This is a genomic window from Arthrobacter sp. B2a2-09, assembly GCF_027587375.1.
GTDB lineage: Bacteria > Actinomycetota > Actinomycetes > Actinomycetales > Micrococcaceae > Arthrobacter.
On record NZ_JAMXIC010000019.1, the window covers coordinates 62,946 to 79,677 of the forward strand.

Below are 16,732 nucleotides of genomic sequence, written 5' to 3' on the forward strand. Positions count from 1 at the left end.
CCTACGTGGCGCGGAACGCGACACGAAAGGGCCTGCCCCAATCTCAGCGGGATTGGAAGCCCAGGCCTGATCCGGATCGTGCCAGGATGTGACCCCGGCTCCCGCTGAGCCGGAACCAGCGGCCGTTGCGGAAGAGTCGGTGTTCCCCATCGCCAAGGAAACCGAGCGCCAAGGCCGCGAACGCCGCGCCTGCGGGCACGCCGCTGAGTCCCGGAATCTCCCGTCCCCACACCGCTGCCCTGGCATTGTTGACGATCAATGCGCCAGGCTGTTCCGGAACAATCCCGGCCACCTCGGCAATGCCGGCATTCGCGACAGACCTGAGTTCGGCGTCGGGCACTGAACCCAGCGGCTCCCAGCCGCTGCGGGGCGCCCCGACTCCCGCCCACGATTCGGAAACGGTCGACGGCGGGATCGGAAGCTCGACGTCGTCGGCGCCGGAACGCGCCAAGCGGTCCAGGACCGAGGACAGAGTCACGGTGACGTCGGAATGCGCGTCATCGGCGAGGGCGATGGTCCGTAGCCCGAGAATGGTGGGGGTCGCTTCGCCCAGGAGGCGCGGCCTCAGGACGCACACATATGCAGCCAGGACGCGCCCGGAAGCCTGCAGCCGTATGGCGCCATCGTCGATGCTCTTGGCACGCGTGACATAAGTGCGGAGATCCGCCAGATCACGAGGATCGACGAAATGGAAGGACTGGGTCAATACATCGGACACATCATCGACTTTACCGGCATGTCCGCGGTTGAGAGGGGTCAGGGTGGCGTCTAGAGTCGAACCATGACTGACGCGCACGCCGGCCTGGAACATCAGGTTGCCCTTGAGGACCCCACATCCACCCTCATCGAGCTGTTGTCCCTAGCCGATTTCGACGGCGCGAGGACAGCCGAGGACATCTTCCTCGGGCCGTCCCAGAAACAGCCGCGCCACCGCGTGTTCGGCGGGCAGGTGCTCGCCCAGTCGCTCGTGGCCGGTATGCGCACTGTGGAGGAGGACCGAACCGTCCATTCCATGCACGGCTATTTCCTCCGTCCCGGAGACGCCAACCAGCCCATCACTTTCAGCGTTGAACGGCTTCGCGACGGACGCTCCTTCTCCGCCCGTCGGGTGCACGCCTACCAGGAAGGTCAACCGATCCTCTCGATGATCGCTTCCTTCCAGACCGAGGCGGAGGGCGTGGAGCACCAGTCCTCCATGCCGGCCGGAATTCCGGACCCCGAAACGCTGCCAAGCACCGCGGAACTCCTGCAGAAGTACGACCATCCGCTCGCCCGCCACATGTCCTTCGAGCGGCCCTTCGATGTCCGCCACGTAGACCCCGCACTCTATGTGGAAGCGCCCAAGGACCGGGTAGCCAGCAATGCCGTCTGGATGAAGACTTTTGGCCCGATGCCGGACGATCCCAACCTTCATCTGGCCGCCCTGGCCTACGCGAGCGACTACACCATCCTGGAATCGGTGCTCCGCAAGAACGGATTGAGCTGGATGACGCCCGGCATGAGCGTAGCGAGCCTTGACCACGCCATGTGGTGGCATCGTCCCGTCCGCGTGGACGAGTGGCTGCTCTACGTGCAGGAGTCCCCCAGCGCCCAAGGCGCCCGCGGACTGGCCACCGGCAAGATCTTCAGCCAGGACGGCCAGCATGTCGCCACGGTGGCGCAGGAGGGTATGCTCCGGATCCCGCAGTAGTTGATTGCGTCGCAGCCAGAACGCTGCCAAACGCGGCCAAGATCATCGCAGCAAAGAAGGCCGGCGCCCCGGGAGAAATATCCAGGGGCGCCGGCCTTCTGTGGTGAAATTCGCTTTAGTCGCGGGTCAGCTTGCGGTGCGTGACACGGTGCGGCTTGGCAGCGTCCGCACCGAGGCGTTCCACCTTGTTTTCTTCGTAGGATTCGAAGTTACCCTCGAACCAGTACCACTTCGACGGGTTCTCCTCGTCGCCTTCGTAGGCCAGGATGTGGGTGGCAACCCGGTCGAGGAACCACCGATCGTGCGAGACCACTACGGCGCAGCCGGGGAACTCGAGCAAGGCGTTCTCAAGACTGCTGAGGGTTTCAACATCGAGGTCGTTGGTCGGCTCGTCAAGAAGCAGGAGGTTTCCACCCTGCTTGAGGGTCAGTGCCAGGTTCAGGCGGTTACGCTCACCACCGGAGAGCACCCCGGCCTTCTTCTGCTGGTCCGGTCCCTTGAACCCGAAGGCCGCCACGTAGGCCCGGGACGGCATTTCCACATGGCCGACCTGGATGAAGTCGAGGCCGTCTGAAACGACCTCCCACAGGGTCTTGTTGGGGTCGATGCCGCCACGGCTCTGATCGGCGTAGGAGATCTTGACCGAGTCACCGATCTTGAGGTCGCCACCGTCCAGCGGTTCCAGCCCGACGATCGTCTTGAACAAGGTGGTCTTGCCGACGCCGTTAGGACCGATGACGCCAACAATGCCGTTACGGGGCAGTGTGAACGAAAGCCCGTCGATCAGGGTCCGGTCCTCGAAGCCCTTCTGCAGGTTCTTCGCTTCCAGAACCAGGCCACCCAGGCGCGGTCCCGGCGGAATCTGGATTTCCTCGAAGTCGAGCTTCCTGGTGCGGTCAGCCTCGGCTGCCATTTCCTCGTACCGGGCCAGACGGGCCTTTGACTTGGTCTGGCGACCCTTGGCGTTGGAGCGGACCCATTCGAGTTCCTCGGTGAGACGCTTGGCCTGCTTGGCGTCCTTCTTACCCTGGATTTCGAGGCGGGCGCGCTTCTTCTCCAAGTACGTGGAGTAGTTGCCTTCATAGGGGTAAAGGCGGCCGCGGTCCACTTCACAGATCCACTCGGCGACGTGGTCCAGAAAGTAGCGGTCGTGAGTGATGGCGAGGACGGCACCGGGGTAGGAAGAGAGGTGCTGCTCCAGCCACAGGACACTTTCGGCGTCCAAGTGGTTGGTGGGCTCGTCAAGGAGCAGGAGGTCAGGCTTCTGCAGCAGGAGCTTGCAGAGGGCTACGCGGCGGCGCTCACCACCGGACAGGACAGTCACGTCGGAGTCGCCCGGCGGGCAGCGGAGTGCGTCCATGGCCTGCTCGAGCTGGGAATCGATGTCCCACGCATCTGCGGCGTCGATGGCTTCCTGAAGGTGGCCCATTTCCTCCAGCAGGGTGTCGTAGTCGGCGTCCGGGTTGGCCATTTCCTCGGAGATCGCGTTAAAGCGCTGGATCTTCGAGTAAATCTCGCCCACGCCTTCCTGGACGTTGCCCAGGACGGTCTTTTCCTCGTTCAGGGGCGGCTCCTGCAGGAGGATGCCCACGGAGTAGCCGGGGCTGAGGCGCGCTTCGCCGTTCGACGGTGTGTCGATGCCGGCCATGATCTTCAGGATCGTGGATTTGCCGGCTCCGTTCGGGCCAACGACGCCGATCTTCGCGCCAGGGAAGAACGACATGCTGACATCGTCCAGGATTAGTTTTTCGCCAACGGCCTTGCGAGCCTTGGTCATCGTATAAATGAATTCCGCCATGCCGTTAAATCTAATGGGTGGCAAGGCATAACTCACATTCGGCCCTGCTAGCGGGAATCCCCGACGAAGCATTTGCCGCTGGCCAACACCGGCAGGACTGCTACTGAAACCTGGCCGTCCCTGATCTCGCCCATGACGCAGTCCTTGTCCAGTTTGGCCGCGGCCTCGATGGCGTCGACATCCAGGCCCGTCGGCGTCTTGCTCGCGGATACCTCCAAGGCGGAGGCCGGAACGCCGGCCGAAACGAGTTGCGATCGCAGTGCATCTTGTGCCGGTTTGGGGGTTCCGGAGGCGATGGTTTTGAGTACGGACTCCATGGTCTGCTTCAGGGCGGCAGTGCCCGGGCTGAGCGATGCCGATGCCGATGCCGACGGGCTTCCAGCACTGGAAGTGGCCGTGGGAGGGGCACTGGCCGTACTCGACGGGGTAGGCGATGAAGCCGGCGTGCTTCCAGACACCACAGGAGCAGGTGCCGTGCAGCCCGCCACTAGCCCGGCCATGAGTAACGGCACCGCAAGCAGCAAACCTGGGCCTGCGGCCGCGTGGCGGCGTCCTGATGGTTTTCGCGGCATTCCCCTGCTCATCACCCGGCCATTCTGCCATGCGGTGCACTACCCGCTGCGCCGTATGGCATCCACGGATATCCGCGGCGTCCGTGTTTCAGGCACTAGCGTGATTTCAGGCGCCAGCGTGATTTCAGGCACTCGCGTCCACAAGTTCTCCGGTGTCAGTATCAACGAGAGCCGGCTCATCGCCTTCTCCGGCTGGAAGAATGACTTCCCGTTGGGCCGCGGCGCTGCCATCCTCGTCCTCATGCGGGCCGTCTTCGCCATCGTCATCCGCCGACGGCCACGGGTTCTCCGGCCCCATCTCAGCGGCCGTGGGCGTGCTCTGCGGGCTGGTACTACTGCTGGTCCGGATAAAGTTCGCCGAGCCCCACATGAGATCGTGCCCCACCGACTCGGCGACGATCTCTGCAACGTGGTAGATCTTGCCGTCGTGTTCCCATTGCCTCAACCTGAGTTTCCCGACCACGATGATCCGCTGGCCCTTCTTGACGCTGCATCCAATATTCCCCGCGAGATGCCTGAACGCCTGGACGCTGAACCAGTTAGCGGTACCATATGGGACTATGACCACTTCCGCTGTATACCTCCGCATCTCCAAGGACAAGGGCTTAGGTACCGAGTCCGAAGGCCACGCCGTTGACCGCCAACGCAAAGACATCCATAAGATGCTCAAAGCCAGAAACTGGGAAATTGGCACAGAGTATCTGGACAACGATGTTTCGGCATCCGGCAAGGTTCCGCGTCCCGCGTATCAACAGATGCTTGCCGACTTCGAAGCCGGGAAGATCGACGCCATTGCAGCGTGGAAGCTCGACCGGCTATGGCGCAGACCCAAGGAACTCGAACACATCATCGAGTTGGTGGAGAAGTCTTCACTGACGGTTGCCACGACTGACAGTGACATCGACCTTGCCACCCCCACAGGCCGGACCATGGCGCGAATCCTCACCACGTTTGCTCAGGACGAGCTAGACAAGAGAAGCGCACGCCAGAAAGCCCGCTTTGCGCAGGATAGAGAAGCAGGACATCACCACTGGCGCGGACGTAGGCCGTTCGGTCTGACGCTTGAGGGCAAGCTCGTCAAGGAAGAGGCAGTGGCCATTCAGGAAATCGCGGACAGCATCATTAATGACGGAACCATTTCCGCTGGTGTGACTCTGCTTAATGAGCGCGGCCTCAAAACCACGTTTGGCGACCAATGGCAGAGGCAACCGCTACGCCGCACGCTGATGCATCCGCGCCTTGCTGGACTCCGGAAACACAACGTGGAGGTAATAAAGGGCAAGGACGGCGAACCGGACAAGGAAACCTATGAACTCATCAAGGGCAATTGGGAAGCCGTCTTAGAGGAAGACCAGTGGCGCTCTCTCGTGGCGCGGCTTGAGACCAAAGGCCGACCGAAGCCCAAGCAGACCGACTATGAGTATCTGCTCAGTGGCCTTCTGACCTGTGAAGTCTGCAAAGACAAAGCGTATGGGCGGAAGACTCGCCGCAAGCAGAAGGACGGAAGCTACAAGGAATCCCCTATCTACCGTTGCACCAACGGGCATGTCTCCAAGATGCTCTACCCCACGGATGACTACGTGATTCTTCGGACCCTTGAGAGAATCCTGGAGATCAAGCCTGAGGCCGTGGAAGTGGACAAGCAGGCCCTCAGCACCCTCAGACAGAAGCGAGCAACGGAGCTGAAGTTTTGGGCTGACTGGCTGGAGGAAGATGCAACAGCCGATCCTGAGGACCGCATGAAGCCGAGCGAGATACGCCCGTACCGCCAAAGCCATGAGGCACGCCTGAGGGACATTGAGTCCAAGATTGCAGAGTTGGAGAAAGTCTCACTGGTGCGACTTCCGGAGATTGGGGAAGAGGGCATGAATCCGGAAGGCGAGCTTGAGATGGTCTTCGACTGGGACAAGCTCAGCATTGAGAAGCGCCGTCGCATGGTCTCGCTCATGTGGAAGACCATCACCCTGAAAGCCGTTGGCAAGGGCGCACGCTGGGACAACGCAAATATCGTGATGATTCCGCGTGAGCTGGCGCGTTCCTGACTCACCGGATGTAGCGACACGCCAGCTTTACCGCGACACGCTATAGGTTTTTCGAGCAATGGCGCGGATTCGATCCCAGAATGTAACGCATTCTCTTGGGACTGCTGCGCGAACATTAACCCCTTGCGTAGTCTCATTAACACCGGGAAAAACTCGGGCCAGACGATAGGAGAACACAGTGTCAAAGACCATCGAAGAAGAACCGAAGAACGGCGAACGACGCTACATGACGCCAAGCATCGTAGAGGACGGGTATTGGGTTACCTATCGAGCCGATACGCGCACTTGGGAGCGCATCCGCGACTGATTTGGATGTTTCGGTGACTTCCCGTTGGATCTTGCGAACTTGCGGTGGAGGCCGATTAGGTGATAATGGGTCCGCCATGATAGACTCTATGTCGCGTTGAAACCCCTGAATTCCTTGAGAATTCGGGGGTTTCGTACGTTAACGGCAAACTTCTTAAGTCTATAGAAGTTTACAAAAAGCCCGGAATCGGCATATTAGAAAACAGGTTCCATCAACTTGGCCTCTGAGAATTGATATATAATTGACAAAGAACGAAACAACCACTAAGGAAGCAATATGGATAAACGAGCAGGGCGCGAAAGAGGCCGACTGGAACTACTCCGTCAATCACGAACAGCCACCATCCGATCTCTCGACAGAATCACAAGGATGCACGTTGAAGAGATGACCAAGAGGCAAGTTAAGATATCGGCACTAACAGCGGAAATCGAAGAACTAGAGAAAGCAGAACAATGAAACGACTTGCAGCGGTACTCATCGCCGGAGCGCTCCTGACAGGCTGTGCAGCCAAGACGCCAGCGGGACCAAGTGAAGCTGATGCCCGGTACGCAAAGTGTGTGAAGGGCGAAACGGATGACTACAAGGTCCAATACGGAGAAGCCCACTACCGGGACAACGCGACCAAGGTTGACCGGATGATTGCCGACCGTTGCGAGAACGCACGCAAATAGGAAAAGCCTCCCGCTACGACTACGGGAGGCCTTCCAGAGGTTGTTAAGAACCAACGAAACAACGAATCAATAACTGAATAGAAATCCGGTTACCTGCATATCTATTATACCAGATTTGCAGAGCCAAGAAAAAATACAGCTCAACTCAAATGACCAAGAAAAGAGACCAAATGGACTCAGCACTTAGAAAGATTCAATCAAGATGGAAACTGCAACTACTAACTCCCTAGCCTCTACGGGCTTTGCCAGCCGCGAGGAACACCGAGCGTCTTTGATGGAAGACCTCAAACAATTCAAGTCCAGAGCAGGCACGCTAGCTCTGTGGAAAATGAATGGCTTTACAAGCATCCCGACCGTGGACAGCTTGGAAGAAGGCCGCGACCTAGCAGCTCAAGGACTCCCGTCCTACGTCAAGAACGAGCGCGGATATCTAAAGTTCGTTCCCGAACTCCTATGCGACGAAGCAGCCGAACAGCGCAAGCAAGCCGAAACAGCCGCAAAGATCGCGGAGACCCAAGCAAGGCTTCTTGCCGAAGATCAGGCCCGAACTGACGACTTCAAAGAGACCAACCGCCTAAAGTCCGTAGCGGACATGCTCAAGACCCCTGAAATTGACTGGCTTGTAGAAGACAAGATCCACCGCTCAGGACTTTTCCAGATCTTCGGAGCGTCTTACACCGGCAAGACGCTGGTGGTTCTGGATCTCGTGATGAGCTGGTGCGCCGGTCTGGACAACTGGCAGGGCTACAGGCTCAACAATGGCGGCGAGCCTCAGGAAGCCGTCTACGTGGCCGCTGAAGGTGGCGCGGCCCTGTCCGTACACGTGGACGCATGGCTGAAGTACCACAAAGACATTGACCCTTCCCGTCTTGATGGTCTGGTCTTCCTTGACGGTGGCGACGGAGACCACATGTTCCTAGGCGTCGGCAAGTCCGACGTTGAGGCGAAGGACTCATGGACGCGTCTCCTGTATGAAGTAGCCGAGCTGGATCTCAACCCTTCTCTAGTGGTCTTCGATACTCAGATTGACCTTGCTCCCGGCGTGGATGAGAACAGCAACACTGACATGGTTGGTGTCCTCCGAGAGGTCAAGCGCCTTGGCGACACTGCCGGATTCATGGCGGTAGTTGTCCACCACACCGGACACGACGGCAACAAGGCCCGTGGCGCATCCGGAATGATGGGCAAGTGCGATGCTCAGGCCAAGCTGACGAGCATTGGCGAGAAGTCCGGTAAGGCCAAGCTCGAATGGACGAAGGTCAAGGGACGCGCTGTCCCCCAGGATTCCATCAGTTACCACATTCAGGGCTACCGCGACATTCCGGGATTCGACTCTGAGGGCGCTGTCTGTGTTCCGCTGGACAAGACCGCTGCCGCCTATTCGGAGATCTCATCCAAGAGGCCGACCGACGACACCGTGCGCCTCATCATGAATGCCCTCACCAACGGTGAACTCTCCGTTCGTGCACTATCCGAAGCGGTAGGCATCGACAGGAACACCAAGGCCTTCAAAGACGCAATTGAATGGATGACGTATTCCAACTACCTCACTCAGAGCAAGCAAGGCCGCTCTTCTATGGTTGGATTGGCTCCCTTTGCAGTGGCTCCGGAAGACCCTGCAATCAATTCCTAAGCATCCAACCATAACCCAACCATAGAAGCCTATTGGCCTCTAGTTCCCCTAGATCTAGGGGATTCTATGGTTGGCAACCATAAACCCAACCACTACATAACCATAGAACCGGGTATGTAGATGGATGGTTGGTTTGGTTGGGGGGGCTTTAGCCCCAACCAATAACCAAACCATACAACCAAGCCATTAATCACGAAGGAAGTTACACAATGAGCAGCAACATCGAAATCAGTCCAACTCCGAACTATTGGGATGGAGAGTCAGCGCTCTTCATGACGGACGCAAACACAGGAACAGTCCACATCCTGCCTGAATCCGGATTCGACATTGACCGCTGGTACGAAGAAGAGCAAATCCGTAGGAGCGCCAAGTGATTGAAATCCTTTGCCTAGTCCTTGTAGGCGTACTGGTCAAGAATCACCACGGAAGAATGAAAGAGCTTGGAAAGCAAGCACGAGCATACGGAAAGCGCACAGCATGAGCAGAGTACTAAAGGCCCAACTCTTCGAATTGGAGAAGCAAGCGGCCACACTGGAAAGAATCGTCTACAACATGCTCACGTCCCTTATGACCGTCAAGGACGGGGACGTTGAGAGGTATGAGGACAAGATCCTCAGGAAGCTTGTGAAGCTCGATGACCTTCAAGACGAGATAGACGCCACGGTAGCCAAGCTCAAGGAAGCTGGCGCGTGGGAGCCGGTCAGGCATACGGGAAACGTCTACGAGTACAACCCTCCCGGATCGTCTCCACAAAAGCCAAAACCCCGTCAGGCCTACCCACGTAAACCAAGACCCAAATCGGTAAAACCTCCGAAGATCATTACTGAGCGTGGATCACATTCAACGCGTCTGGTCCGTTCCAAAAACTGGATTGCTTGCTCTCAGCTAATGAGGGAGACCGGTGGCGAATTCACGGTGGGGCAACTTATGGAGGTTACCGGCCAGAGTCAGATAGCCGCTACTGACCGATTGAAGACATGGGCTAATGCAGGTCTCATCACAAAGACTGGACTAGGACGTGAAGCCGTTTATGCATCAACTGAGAACGGTTATCACTAAGGTATAATTAAACGGGGTGATCAAGTGATCCCATTCAGTTACACCGGACTCCCAGCCTGGACAATAATCCCGGTATTGATCTGCTTCATATTGATAGCGCTGATAATGCGGGATGAGGATTAGCCACCGAATGGCTTGACGCTCCGGAATTAGACGGGGAACACAGCACAGCATGTGCAAGCGGAAGGCAACCGGAGAAATACGCCACTGACCTAAATGGTCCTGCCGAAATGACGAATGAACGCGAAAGCGGAAAGCAGTATTCGTCATGGCATCAGCCAATTGGTCAGGCCGTAGGGTCACCAGCGCTAGAGCACAGCTCGCGCAACAACTACCACTCCCCTGCTACAGGTGCGGGGTCACCATCCCCAGCGCTGCCGAGTGCAAGAGACAAGGCGTCTCGTGGGATGTAGACCACATCACGGCACAGGCGCACAACGGTAGCCACCAAGCCAGCAACCTCACTGTCAGCCACTCCCGTTGCAACCGCAGCCATGGAGGAAAGCTAGGCAACCAGAGCAAGGCCAAGACAAAGATAGTCCGCGCCGTTGAGACCGAGCGTACTAACAAGTTCTGGAATGTCGCCGCGCTTCTGCTGCTGCCTCAGTTGGGCGGCTCACATGTGTAAGTGCGGGTCAACCAAGATCAGATGCCAGAAGACACAGGAGTGCTCACGCTGCTACCAAGCCCGACGCAGGGCAGAGAACCCCGAAGCATTCCGTGAGCAGTGGCGCACAGCAGCACGTGAGAGCTACACGCCAGCACCGCTGGTCTACACCGCAGCGGTACCACCAACCACAGCATGCAGCTATGACGCCGCGCACCAACGCCTCAACCACTATCGAGGCCCAGCACGTGAGCGCGTCTGCTCTTGTGGTGCACAGGCCAGCGAGTGGAGCTACCGCAACAGCAGCGCGTATGAGATCGAAGGCACGCGTGTCCGCAATAGGGCAGGCAAGCAAGAGCTGGTGCATAGCAAGTGGTCAACGAACATCACTGACTACGACGCTCTCTGCATCAAGTGTCACGACATCCGAGACTCAAAGCCTTTTTCGGGCCAAGGCTTGAGAACCCTGGCTGTTGCCCCTCCCTTTTTTGTCTCCGTGGCGGCTGGCGATGAGTGAGGCCGCGCTAAGAGGCGCTGAGATGCTTGGCTGGACCCTTCACCCGCACCAGCTAGAGCTAGCAAAGCTGCTGGATGAACGTCACGAGACCACCGCCGTTTGCTGGCCGAGGCGTGCGGGAAAGACCACGATTCTTTGGGCGTGGATCTTGGGTATGTGTGATCTCAATGAGGACTTTGAGGTTGTCGTCACCGCACAGTCAGGACAGAAGTCCAGAGAGCGCTACCTGTCAGCCGCTCGTCGTCTGGATCGCTACTATCCGGAGGACAAGGGCGGACCCCGCATCCTCCGTGGCGCTGGCGACCTGTCTATGTACTTCCCGAATGGCTCGCGTCTGCACAGTATTTCTCCGGATCCCGACAACTTCCGAGGCGATGCAGCTTCCGTCATCCTCATTGACGAGTTCCAAGCCATCGACCCCGAGAAGTCCGAGGACATCCGACAGGGAGCCGCGCCCCTTCTGGACACCGTGGAAGACGGCATGTTCCTACTCTGTGGGACACCGGGACGCCAGCGAGCGGGCTGGTACTGGAACGCGCTTGAGGCCGGCCGTCAGGGTTTGGCTGGCCACGCTATTTCCGAGTACGCAGCAGCGGAGCACGAAGACATTGAGAATGAATCCGTATGGCTAGCCACTCATCCCGGTATCGGAACCCTTACCACCATCGACAAGATGAGAGCGCGCAGAGCCTCCCTAACGACTCCGCAATGGTCGATGGAGTACATGGGCCAGTGGCCTCCCGATATGGTCACACGCGCCCTTCCAGCGCCTTTGTGGGAGGCGACAGCGGTAGATCCACAGCCCATTCCTGACGGGAATTGGACCCTTGGCTTTGACTGTGCAATTGACGGCATTTCGGCAAGCCTCACAGCCTCTTGGATTGATGAGGAAGGCCATGCATTCATGCAGGTAATGGAGCACCGCGCGGGCACAAACTGGGTTGCCAAGGAAATCCAGAAGGCTGTTACTGCAAATCCGCGCCTTGATGTGGTTTATGACCCTATTGGTTTCAACGTCCAGGTTGCCCAGTCCTATGGACGCTTGCCACGTGCGAACACTTCCCGCCTGAAGGCGCTGACGCTGAAGGAAGTTGGAGCTGGAGCCGCGTTCATTTCTCAGGCTCTCGCGGATGGCACATTGCGCCACGCTAACAGTGCTTCATTGGATCAGTCAGCGGAAGCCGTTGTGTGGCGCTGGAACAACGAGACAAGGCTCTTCGGGCGCAAGGCCAGCAATTCGGATATCTCCGCGTTGTGCGCAGGGTCCGCAGCATTGTTTGTGGCTTCTGGAAAGCGCCTGAAAGAGCCACGTAGGAAGCGCGAAGCAGTTCTCTTGTAGACAAACGCTTCAACTAGTGGTATTGGAATTCTGGTATAATTGTATTACCAGATCTTGCAGTCTGTAACTCCTAATGTAAGACCGGAACAAGCGGAATACTTTGAAGACGTTTGTTCCGGTCTTTAGGAACTCCCGGCCTTAATTGCCAATGAAAAGTACAACACAAACGCATCATTCGTTGTCTTCATTGGAGTTAGTTTGGGAATTTTTGATAAGCGCGGTTCGAAGCTCTACGAGTTCGCCACACAGAGCGCATATTCGACCGAGCCGCTAATCCAATCCCCTTGGTCTACCGCCACTCTTCAGAGCCTGGTCTTCCCTAACGTTGCGAATACTGCCCTGCCCGTCAGCGTCGATGAGGCCATGGCAATCCCCGCCGTCAGTGCAGCTATCGGCATCTACTCCGGCGTTTGCAGCCGCTTCCCGATCCAAGGCCCGGACTGGCTATCCAACACACAAGGCGCTGTCACACCGCAGCTCCGCATTGCTGCCACCGTGCAGGATCTCATCTTTCAAAACGGCTCCGTTTGGTTTGTCGCTCGTGGTGCTGACGGTTATGTCTCCGATGCAGTCCGCGTTCACCCGAACCGCTGGAGTCTGGACAACAACGGAAATGTCCTCATTGATCAGAAGCCAGTTGATCAGAACTCCATCATTTATTTTTCAGGTCTGAAGCCACAGGGCTTCCTTGTCTCTGCCCGTACGTCCGTACGCCACGCAGCGGCCCTTGAGCGCACCATCCTAAACCGCGCTGCCAATCCTTCCCCTATCACGGTTATTGCCGAGACTCAGCAGCAGGAAGCATCAGCAGAAGAAATCGACGCGATGATCAGCGATTACACAACCGCTCGTCAGAACGATAACGGCGGGATTCTATTCCAGCCATTCGGGCTTGAGGTCAAGGACTTTGGCGGCTCCGATTCTGCATCCCAAATGCTCATCGCCGCACGCATGGCAGTACGTACCGACCTTGCAAACCATCTGAATATCGCGAGCGGAATGGTAGACGGTACAACCGGAAACTCCGATGTCTATTCCAACGCATTGCAAAGCAAGTCGGAACTTCTCGAATTGAGCCTGAAGCTCTTCACGGAACCAATTGCCGACCGCCTTTCGCAACCGGACGTTGTTCCTCCCGGCGTAAAGGTCTCCTTTGATTACTCGTCATTCGACGTGACTGCCGACGCAAAAGGCAATACCACTAATCCCACACCCGCAGGAGTAATTCCGAATGTCTAACACCATCCACGCATACGGAGAGCTGCTTACGGCCTCCGAAGACACCCGCACCCTGACTTACAAACTGCTTCCGTTCAATGAGGCGGGCCGCACCAATAAGGGAAGCGTCACGGTCTCCAAGGGAGCCGTCAAGATCCCGTCCGACATATCGCACCTGATCCTAAACGCCGAGCACAGGCAGGATGCCCCGCTAGGGCGCTTCCTCTCGGTGCAGGAAGCCGATGACGCCCTCTATGCGACCGTTGCGCTGTCCGACTTTGAGCGCGGCAACGATGCTCTACAGGCCGCACGCGCTGGCGACCTAACAGGCATCTCCGTAGAGGTACGTAACCCGCTCATCCGTAACGGCGTCATGTACGACGGAGAGCTGACCGGAGCCGCACTGTGCAAGACCCCGGCTTACTCAAGCGCTCTGCTCATGGCCTCAGACACCGGAGACATTGAAGGCGCTCTAGCAGCCCTTCAGGAAGCCGTACAGACCCTTTCAGCGGCCATTGCAGCACCAACCACACCCGAAGATTCCGAAGCTCAGGAAGCCCCTGAAGCCGAGGCAACACCCGCAGAAGCCGAAGTGGCCGAAGCAACAAACCCAACTCCCGAAAAGGAAGACGATATGTCTGAATCCACCGCTGCTCCCGCAGCAGAATTTCTTGCCGCTTCAGCTAGCGGTGCAACTTCTAAGTCCGCTCTTGAGGATCTTTCCGAAATGCTCGCGAGCGGTGCCAGCATGAGCGCTACCCCGGCCCTTCACGCTGCCCTGACTGACATTGCTGCTGCTGACTCTTACTCTCACACCGCAATTCCTAACTACATTGGCGAGCTTTACCAGACCGGGCGCGGCTACACCGCGAAATTCGCTCCGCTCATGGGACAGAAGACCCTTGTAGCGAAGTCCATCAAGTCTTGGAAGTTCTCCACACTTCCTCAGGTTGCCTACGACTACGCCGGATTCCCAGCCGCTCTAGCTTCCAACACACCTGTTGTCACTGAGGTTTCGGCTACCGCTGCCGAGCTTGCCGGTGGACACACCCTTGACCGCCTGACCCTCACTCTCAATGACGGTGGCTATGTTGCTTCCTACCTCCGTGAGTGCACGGATGACTGGGAACGCAAGATGGATAAGATCGCCCTTGATTTCATCAACACCAACTCCATTGCAGTGACCGGAGCTGGCGGCACCGCGTGGCACAAGCTCCTTGTAGGCGCACAGATGATCGCTGAAACCGGAACTCCGGAATGGGCAATTGTTGGCTCCGACCTCTGGCTGACACTCATGGAGACCCAGAGCAGCGTAAACCTGGAACTCCTGTCCAAGCAGATCGGTCTGACGCAAGGCTCCCTAGAGGGCTTCCGCCTAGTCCCGGCTCCGCTCTCCCGCACAGACCTTAACGGCAAGGTCATCGTTGGCTCCACCAAGGCAACAGAGCTTTACACCCTTGCCGGTGGTCCTGTCCGCGTGAACGCTGCCGACGTTGCCCGTAACGGTGAACTCCGAGGCGTATGGGGCGCTTACGCCACGCTCCTTCACGACAACCGCGAACTCATCAAGGTCTCCTAATTTTTTAATTCGCTTATTGCGAATGACACTCACTCTCAGAAAGAGGCAGGCGCATGTACTGGAACTTCGGCAATGTCTTCTATGTCTTCAGTGTCTGGCCGGAAGCTGCCGACATCGACAGCACCGCTTACGGAGCGCTGATGAATTCAGCCAACGCTTTGGCAGTTGCCTATGCGCCTGCCCTTCCTTTGGGTGACCCCGTACCGGATAACTACAAGCTCGCTGAGATCTATTTCGCAAGAGATATTTGGAGCCAGCAAAACGCAGGTAACGCGGATTCAATTGGTCACGATGGCCTGACCATTCCGGTAATGCGATTCAGCTACCTTGCACAGGATTTGCTCAGGCCTAAAACTCTCCCGCTAAAGAGGCTCCGATGAGCACCGTAGCCGAGCAGGTTGCGGCGCACATTGCGACGGATAATCCGACCTTCATTCTCAAGACGTATCCGACCGGAGCACCGGAAAACATTCCGGCTGGCAAAGTAGCGGTCCACGTTCACAGGGAAACACTGAACAAAGCCTCAGCAAATGTCCTTGGGCATGCCTTGAAGATCACGCTGATTATTCCCGGCGACATCTTCAGCACGGCAAACGAAACAAGACTTGAGGCCGCGCTAGATGACCTCCTGTTCAGTCTCGAATCGTTCCCCGGCTTGCAGTGGAAGTCAGCAGACCGCAGTACAGCCGGTGAAAAGTACGCGAACGCTTACGAAATCTCCGCTGAGGCGTCCTCAGTGAACGTCTACCGCCCCACCCACACACCTTAATTCCTGAAAGGAATAACCCACCATGGCTTCAACTCCACACAAAGTCCTTCAGATTTCTGCCGCGACAGTTGCTGTTTCAGGCGTCGAATACTCTGACGCTATTACTTCCGCTTACCTTTCCGCGACATCCACGGATACAACTTGGATTCCGATTTCCGGAAACACCCAGACCTCAACCGGTGTTCCTATCTGGACTGCCACGCTTGAATTTGGTCAGGATCTCAGCGCTAACAGCACACTGACCGCCAAGCTCATTGCGCTTCACGGCACACAGCAGGTTGTGACCATCAAGCCGACTGGCTCAACTACTCAGGTCATCACCTTCACGGCAACCATCAAGATCCCGAAGACCGTTGGTGGCGGCGTGGGGGTAGCAACTACCTCTGTAGACCTGCCGATTAACGGACAGCCTGTATTCACCTACGGCGTCTAATGATTTCCGCAGATCAGTCCCGCCTTCGTGCGGCTCAAAAGGTCTTCCGTCAGATGCCCAAAGAGATCAAAAGCGATCTCCGCAAGTATCAGCGCGCGGAGGCGGGACCGATCTGGAAAGAATCCGTAGCCGAACGAGTAGGCGTCACCCCGATATCGGAGCGCGTATTCAAGACGGGCAACACGGTCAAAGCCGGAGCGGTTATCACCCTCAAGGCTGGCGGTTCCAATAAGAAGCTTTCCGGTGGAGCTACCCCGGCTGAGTTGGTACGTCCTGCCGAGTTCGGAACCACGCGACAGAACAAATATACGAAATACAACCGCGTCTCACCGAACGGCAAGCGCCACACGGTCACCCGTAGGACTTCCCGCCAATTGCCTACCCGCAGGCGTGGCGGATATGTGGTCTACCCAGCCGCTGGAAGGGCCACCAAGCGCATTGTTTCGCTCTCAGTACAAACCATTACCCGAAGAATTTATGACTCCGTAGGAGGCTAAC

The 16,732-nt window shown here is 57.5% G+C and carries 19 protein-coding genes; 15 read left to right on the forward strand and 4 right to left on the reverse strand.

Annotated elements, in window-relative coordinates:
* Positions 1-43: 43 nt before the first annotated feature.
* Entirely contained in the window at positions 44-718 is a 675-nt protein-coding gene (locus NFJ07_RS18225; RefSeq protein WP_269996438.1) for a hypothetical protein, read from the reverse strand.
* Positions 719-781: 63 nt separating this feature from the next.
* Between NFJ07_RS18225 and tesB the strand changes: the two genes are divergently transcribed.
* A complete protein-coding gene (tesB, locus tag NFJ07_RS18230; protein WP_269996440.1) occupies positions 782-1,690 on the forward strand; it encodes an acyl-CoA thioesterase II in 909 nt (302 codons plus the stop codon).
* 115 nt (positions 1,691-1,805) lie between these two features.
* Here the strand turns inward: tesB and ettA are convergent, their stop codons facing one another.
* The 3 genes from ettA to NFJ07_RS18245 form a co-directional block, all read right to left on the reverse strand.
* Entirely contained in the window at positions 1,806-3,488 is a 1,683-nt protein-coding gene (gene ettA / locus NFJ07_RS18235; protein ID WP_236811427.1) for an energy-dependent translational throttle protein EttA, read from the reverse strand.
* A 47-nt stretch (positions 3,489-3,535) separates the two neighbouring features.
* On the reverse strand, positions 3,536-4,060 hold the full coding sequence (locus NFJ07_RS18240; protein ID WP_269996443.1) for a DUF6993 domain-containing protein: 525 nt from the start codon (positions 4,058-4,060) through the stop codon (positions 3,536-3,538).
* 124 nt (positions 4,061-4,184) lie between these two features.
* On the reverse strand, positions 4,185-4,628 hold the full coding sequence (locus NFJ07_RS18245) for a single-stranded DNA-binding protein (RefSeq protein ID WP_269996446.1): 444 nt from the start codon (positions 4,626-4,628) through the stop codon (positions 4,185-4,187).
* Between NFJ07_RS18245 and NFJ07_RS18250 the strand changes: the two genes are divergently transcribed.
* From NFJ07_RS18250 to NFJ07_RS18310, 14 genes are all read left to right on the forward strand, one after another.
* A complete protein-coding gene (locus NFJ07_RS18250; protein ID WP_269996448.1) occupies positions 4,621-6,102 on the forward strand; it encodes a recombinase family protein in 1,482 nt (493 codons plus the stop codon). The two genes, NFJ07_RS18245 and NFJ07_RS18250, sit on opposite strands and share 8 nt — an antisense overlap.
* Before the next feature lie 178 nt (positions 6,103-6,280).
* Positions 6,281-6,409, forward strand: a complete 129-nt coding sequence (locus NFJ07_RS18255; protein WP_269996450.1) for a hypothetical protein — start codon at positions 6,281-6,283, stop codon at positions 6,407-6,409.
* A 452-nt stretch (positions 6,410-6,861) separates the two neighbouring features.
* Positions 6,862-7,080 (forward strand): hypothetical protein, encoded by a 219-nt coding sequence (locus NFJ07_RS18260; protein ID WP_269996452.1) that lies wholly within the window; start codon positions 6,862-6,864, stop codon positions 7,078-7,080.
* 355 nt (positions 7,081-7,435) lie between these two features.
* Positions 7,436-8,713 carry an AAA family ATPase gene (locus NFJ07_RS18265; protein WP_269996454.1) on the forward strand — a complete coding sequence of 426 codons (1,278 nt, stop codon included), beginning with the start codon at positions 7,436-7,438 and terminating at the stop codon, positions 8,711-8,713.
* 209 nt (positions 8,714-8,922) lie between these two features.
* Positions 8,923-9,087 carry a hypothetical protein gene (locus NFJ07_RS18270; protein WP_269996455.1) on the forward strand — a complete coding sequence of 55 codons (165 nt, stop codon included), beginning with the start codon at positions 8,923-8,925 and terminating at the stop codon, positions 9,085-9,087.
* 103 nt (positions 9,088-9,190) lie between these two features.
* Positions 9,191-9,772, forward strand: coding sequence for a hypothetical protein (locus NFJ07_RS18275; RefSeq protein ID WP_269996456.1), 582 nt, complete (start codon positions 9,191-9,193; stop codon positions 9,770-9,772).
* 268 nt (positions 9,773-10,040) lie between these two features.
* Positions 10,041-10,400 (forward strand): HNH endonuclease, encoded by a 360-nt coding sequence (locus NFJ07_RS26070; protein WP_442865368.1) that lies wholly within the window; start codon positions 10,041-10,043, stop codon positions 10,398-10,400.
* Between the two features lie 488 nt (positions 10,401-10,888).
* A complete protein-coding gene (locus tag NFJ07_RS18280; RefSeq protein WP_269996458.1) occupies positions 10,889-12,235 on the forward strand; it encodes a terminase large subunit domain-containing protein in 1,347 nt (448 codons plus the stop codon).
* 198 nt (positions 12,236-12,433) lie between these two features.
* Positions 12,434-13,474 (forward strand): phage portal protein, encoded by a 1,041-nt coding sequence (locus NFJ07_RS18285; RefSeq protein ID WP_269996460.1) that lies wholly within the window; start codon positions 12,434-12,436, stop codon positions 13,472-13,474.
* On the forward strand, positions 13,467-15,032 hold the full coding sequence (locus tag NFJ07_RS18290; RefSeq protein ID WP_269996462.1) for a hypothetical protein: 1,566 nt from the start codon (positions 13,467-13,469) through the stop codon (positions 15,030-15,032). Before NFJ07_RS18285 ends, NFJ07_RS18290 begins: the two co-directional genes overlap by 8 nt.
* 53 nt (positions 15,033-15,085) lie before the next feature.
* Positions 15,086-15,412, forward strand: coding sequence for a hypothetical protein (locus tag NFJ07_RS18295; protein ID WP_269996464.1), 327 nt, complete (start codon positions 15,086-15,088; stop codon positions 15,410-15,412).
* Complete coding sequence (locus NFJ07_RS18300) at positions 15,409-15,801, forward strand: hypothetical protein (RefSeq protein WP_269996466.1); 393 nt, start codon at positions 15,409-15,411, stop codon at positions 15,799-15,801. Before NFJ07_RS18295 ends, NFJ07_RS18300 begins: the two co-directional genes overlap by 4 nt.
* A gap of 22 nt (positions 15,802-15,823) precedes the next feature.
* Positions 15,824-16,234 (forward strand): hypothetical protein, encoded by a 411-nt coding sequence (locus NFJ07_RS18305; protein ID WP_269996468.1) that lies wholly within the window; start codon positions 15,824-15,826, stop codon positions 16,232-16,234.
* The gene (locus tag NFJ07_RS18310) at positions 16,234-16,731 is read left to right on the forward strand and encodes a hypothetical protein (protein WP_269996470.1); all 498 of its coding nucleotides are present in this window, start codon (positions 16,234-16,236) and stop codon (positions 16,729-16,731) included. The genes NFJ07_RS18305 and NFJ07_RS18310 overlap by 1 nt, the downstream gene beginning before the upstream one ends.
* Position 16,732 lies beyond the last annotated feature (1 nt).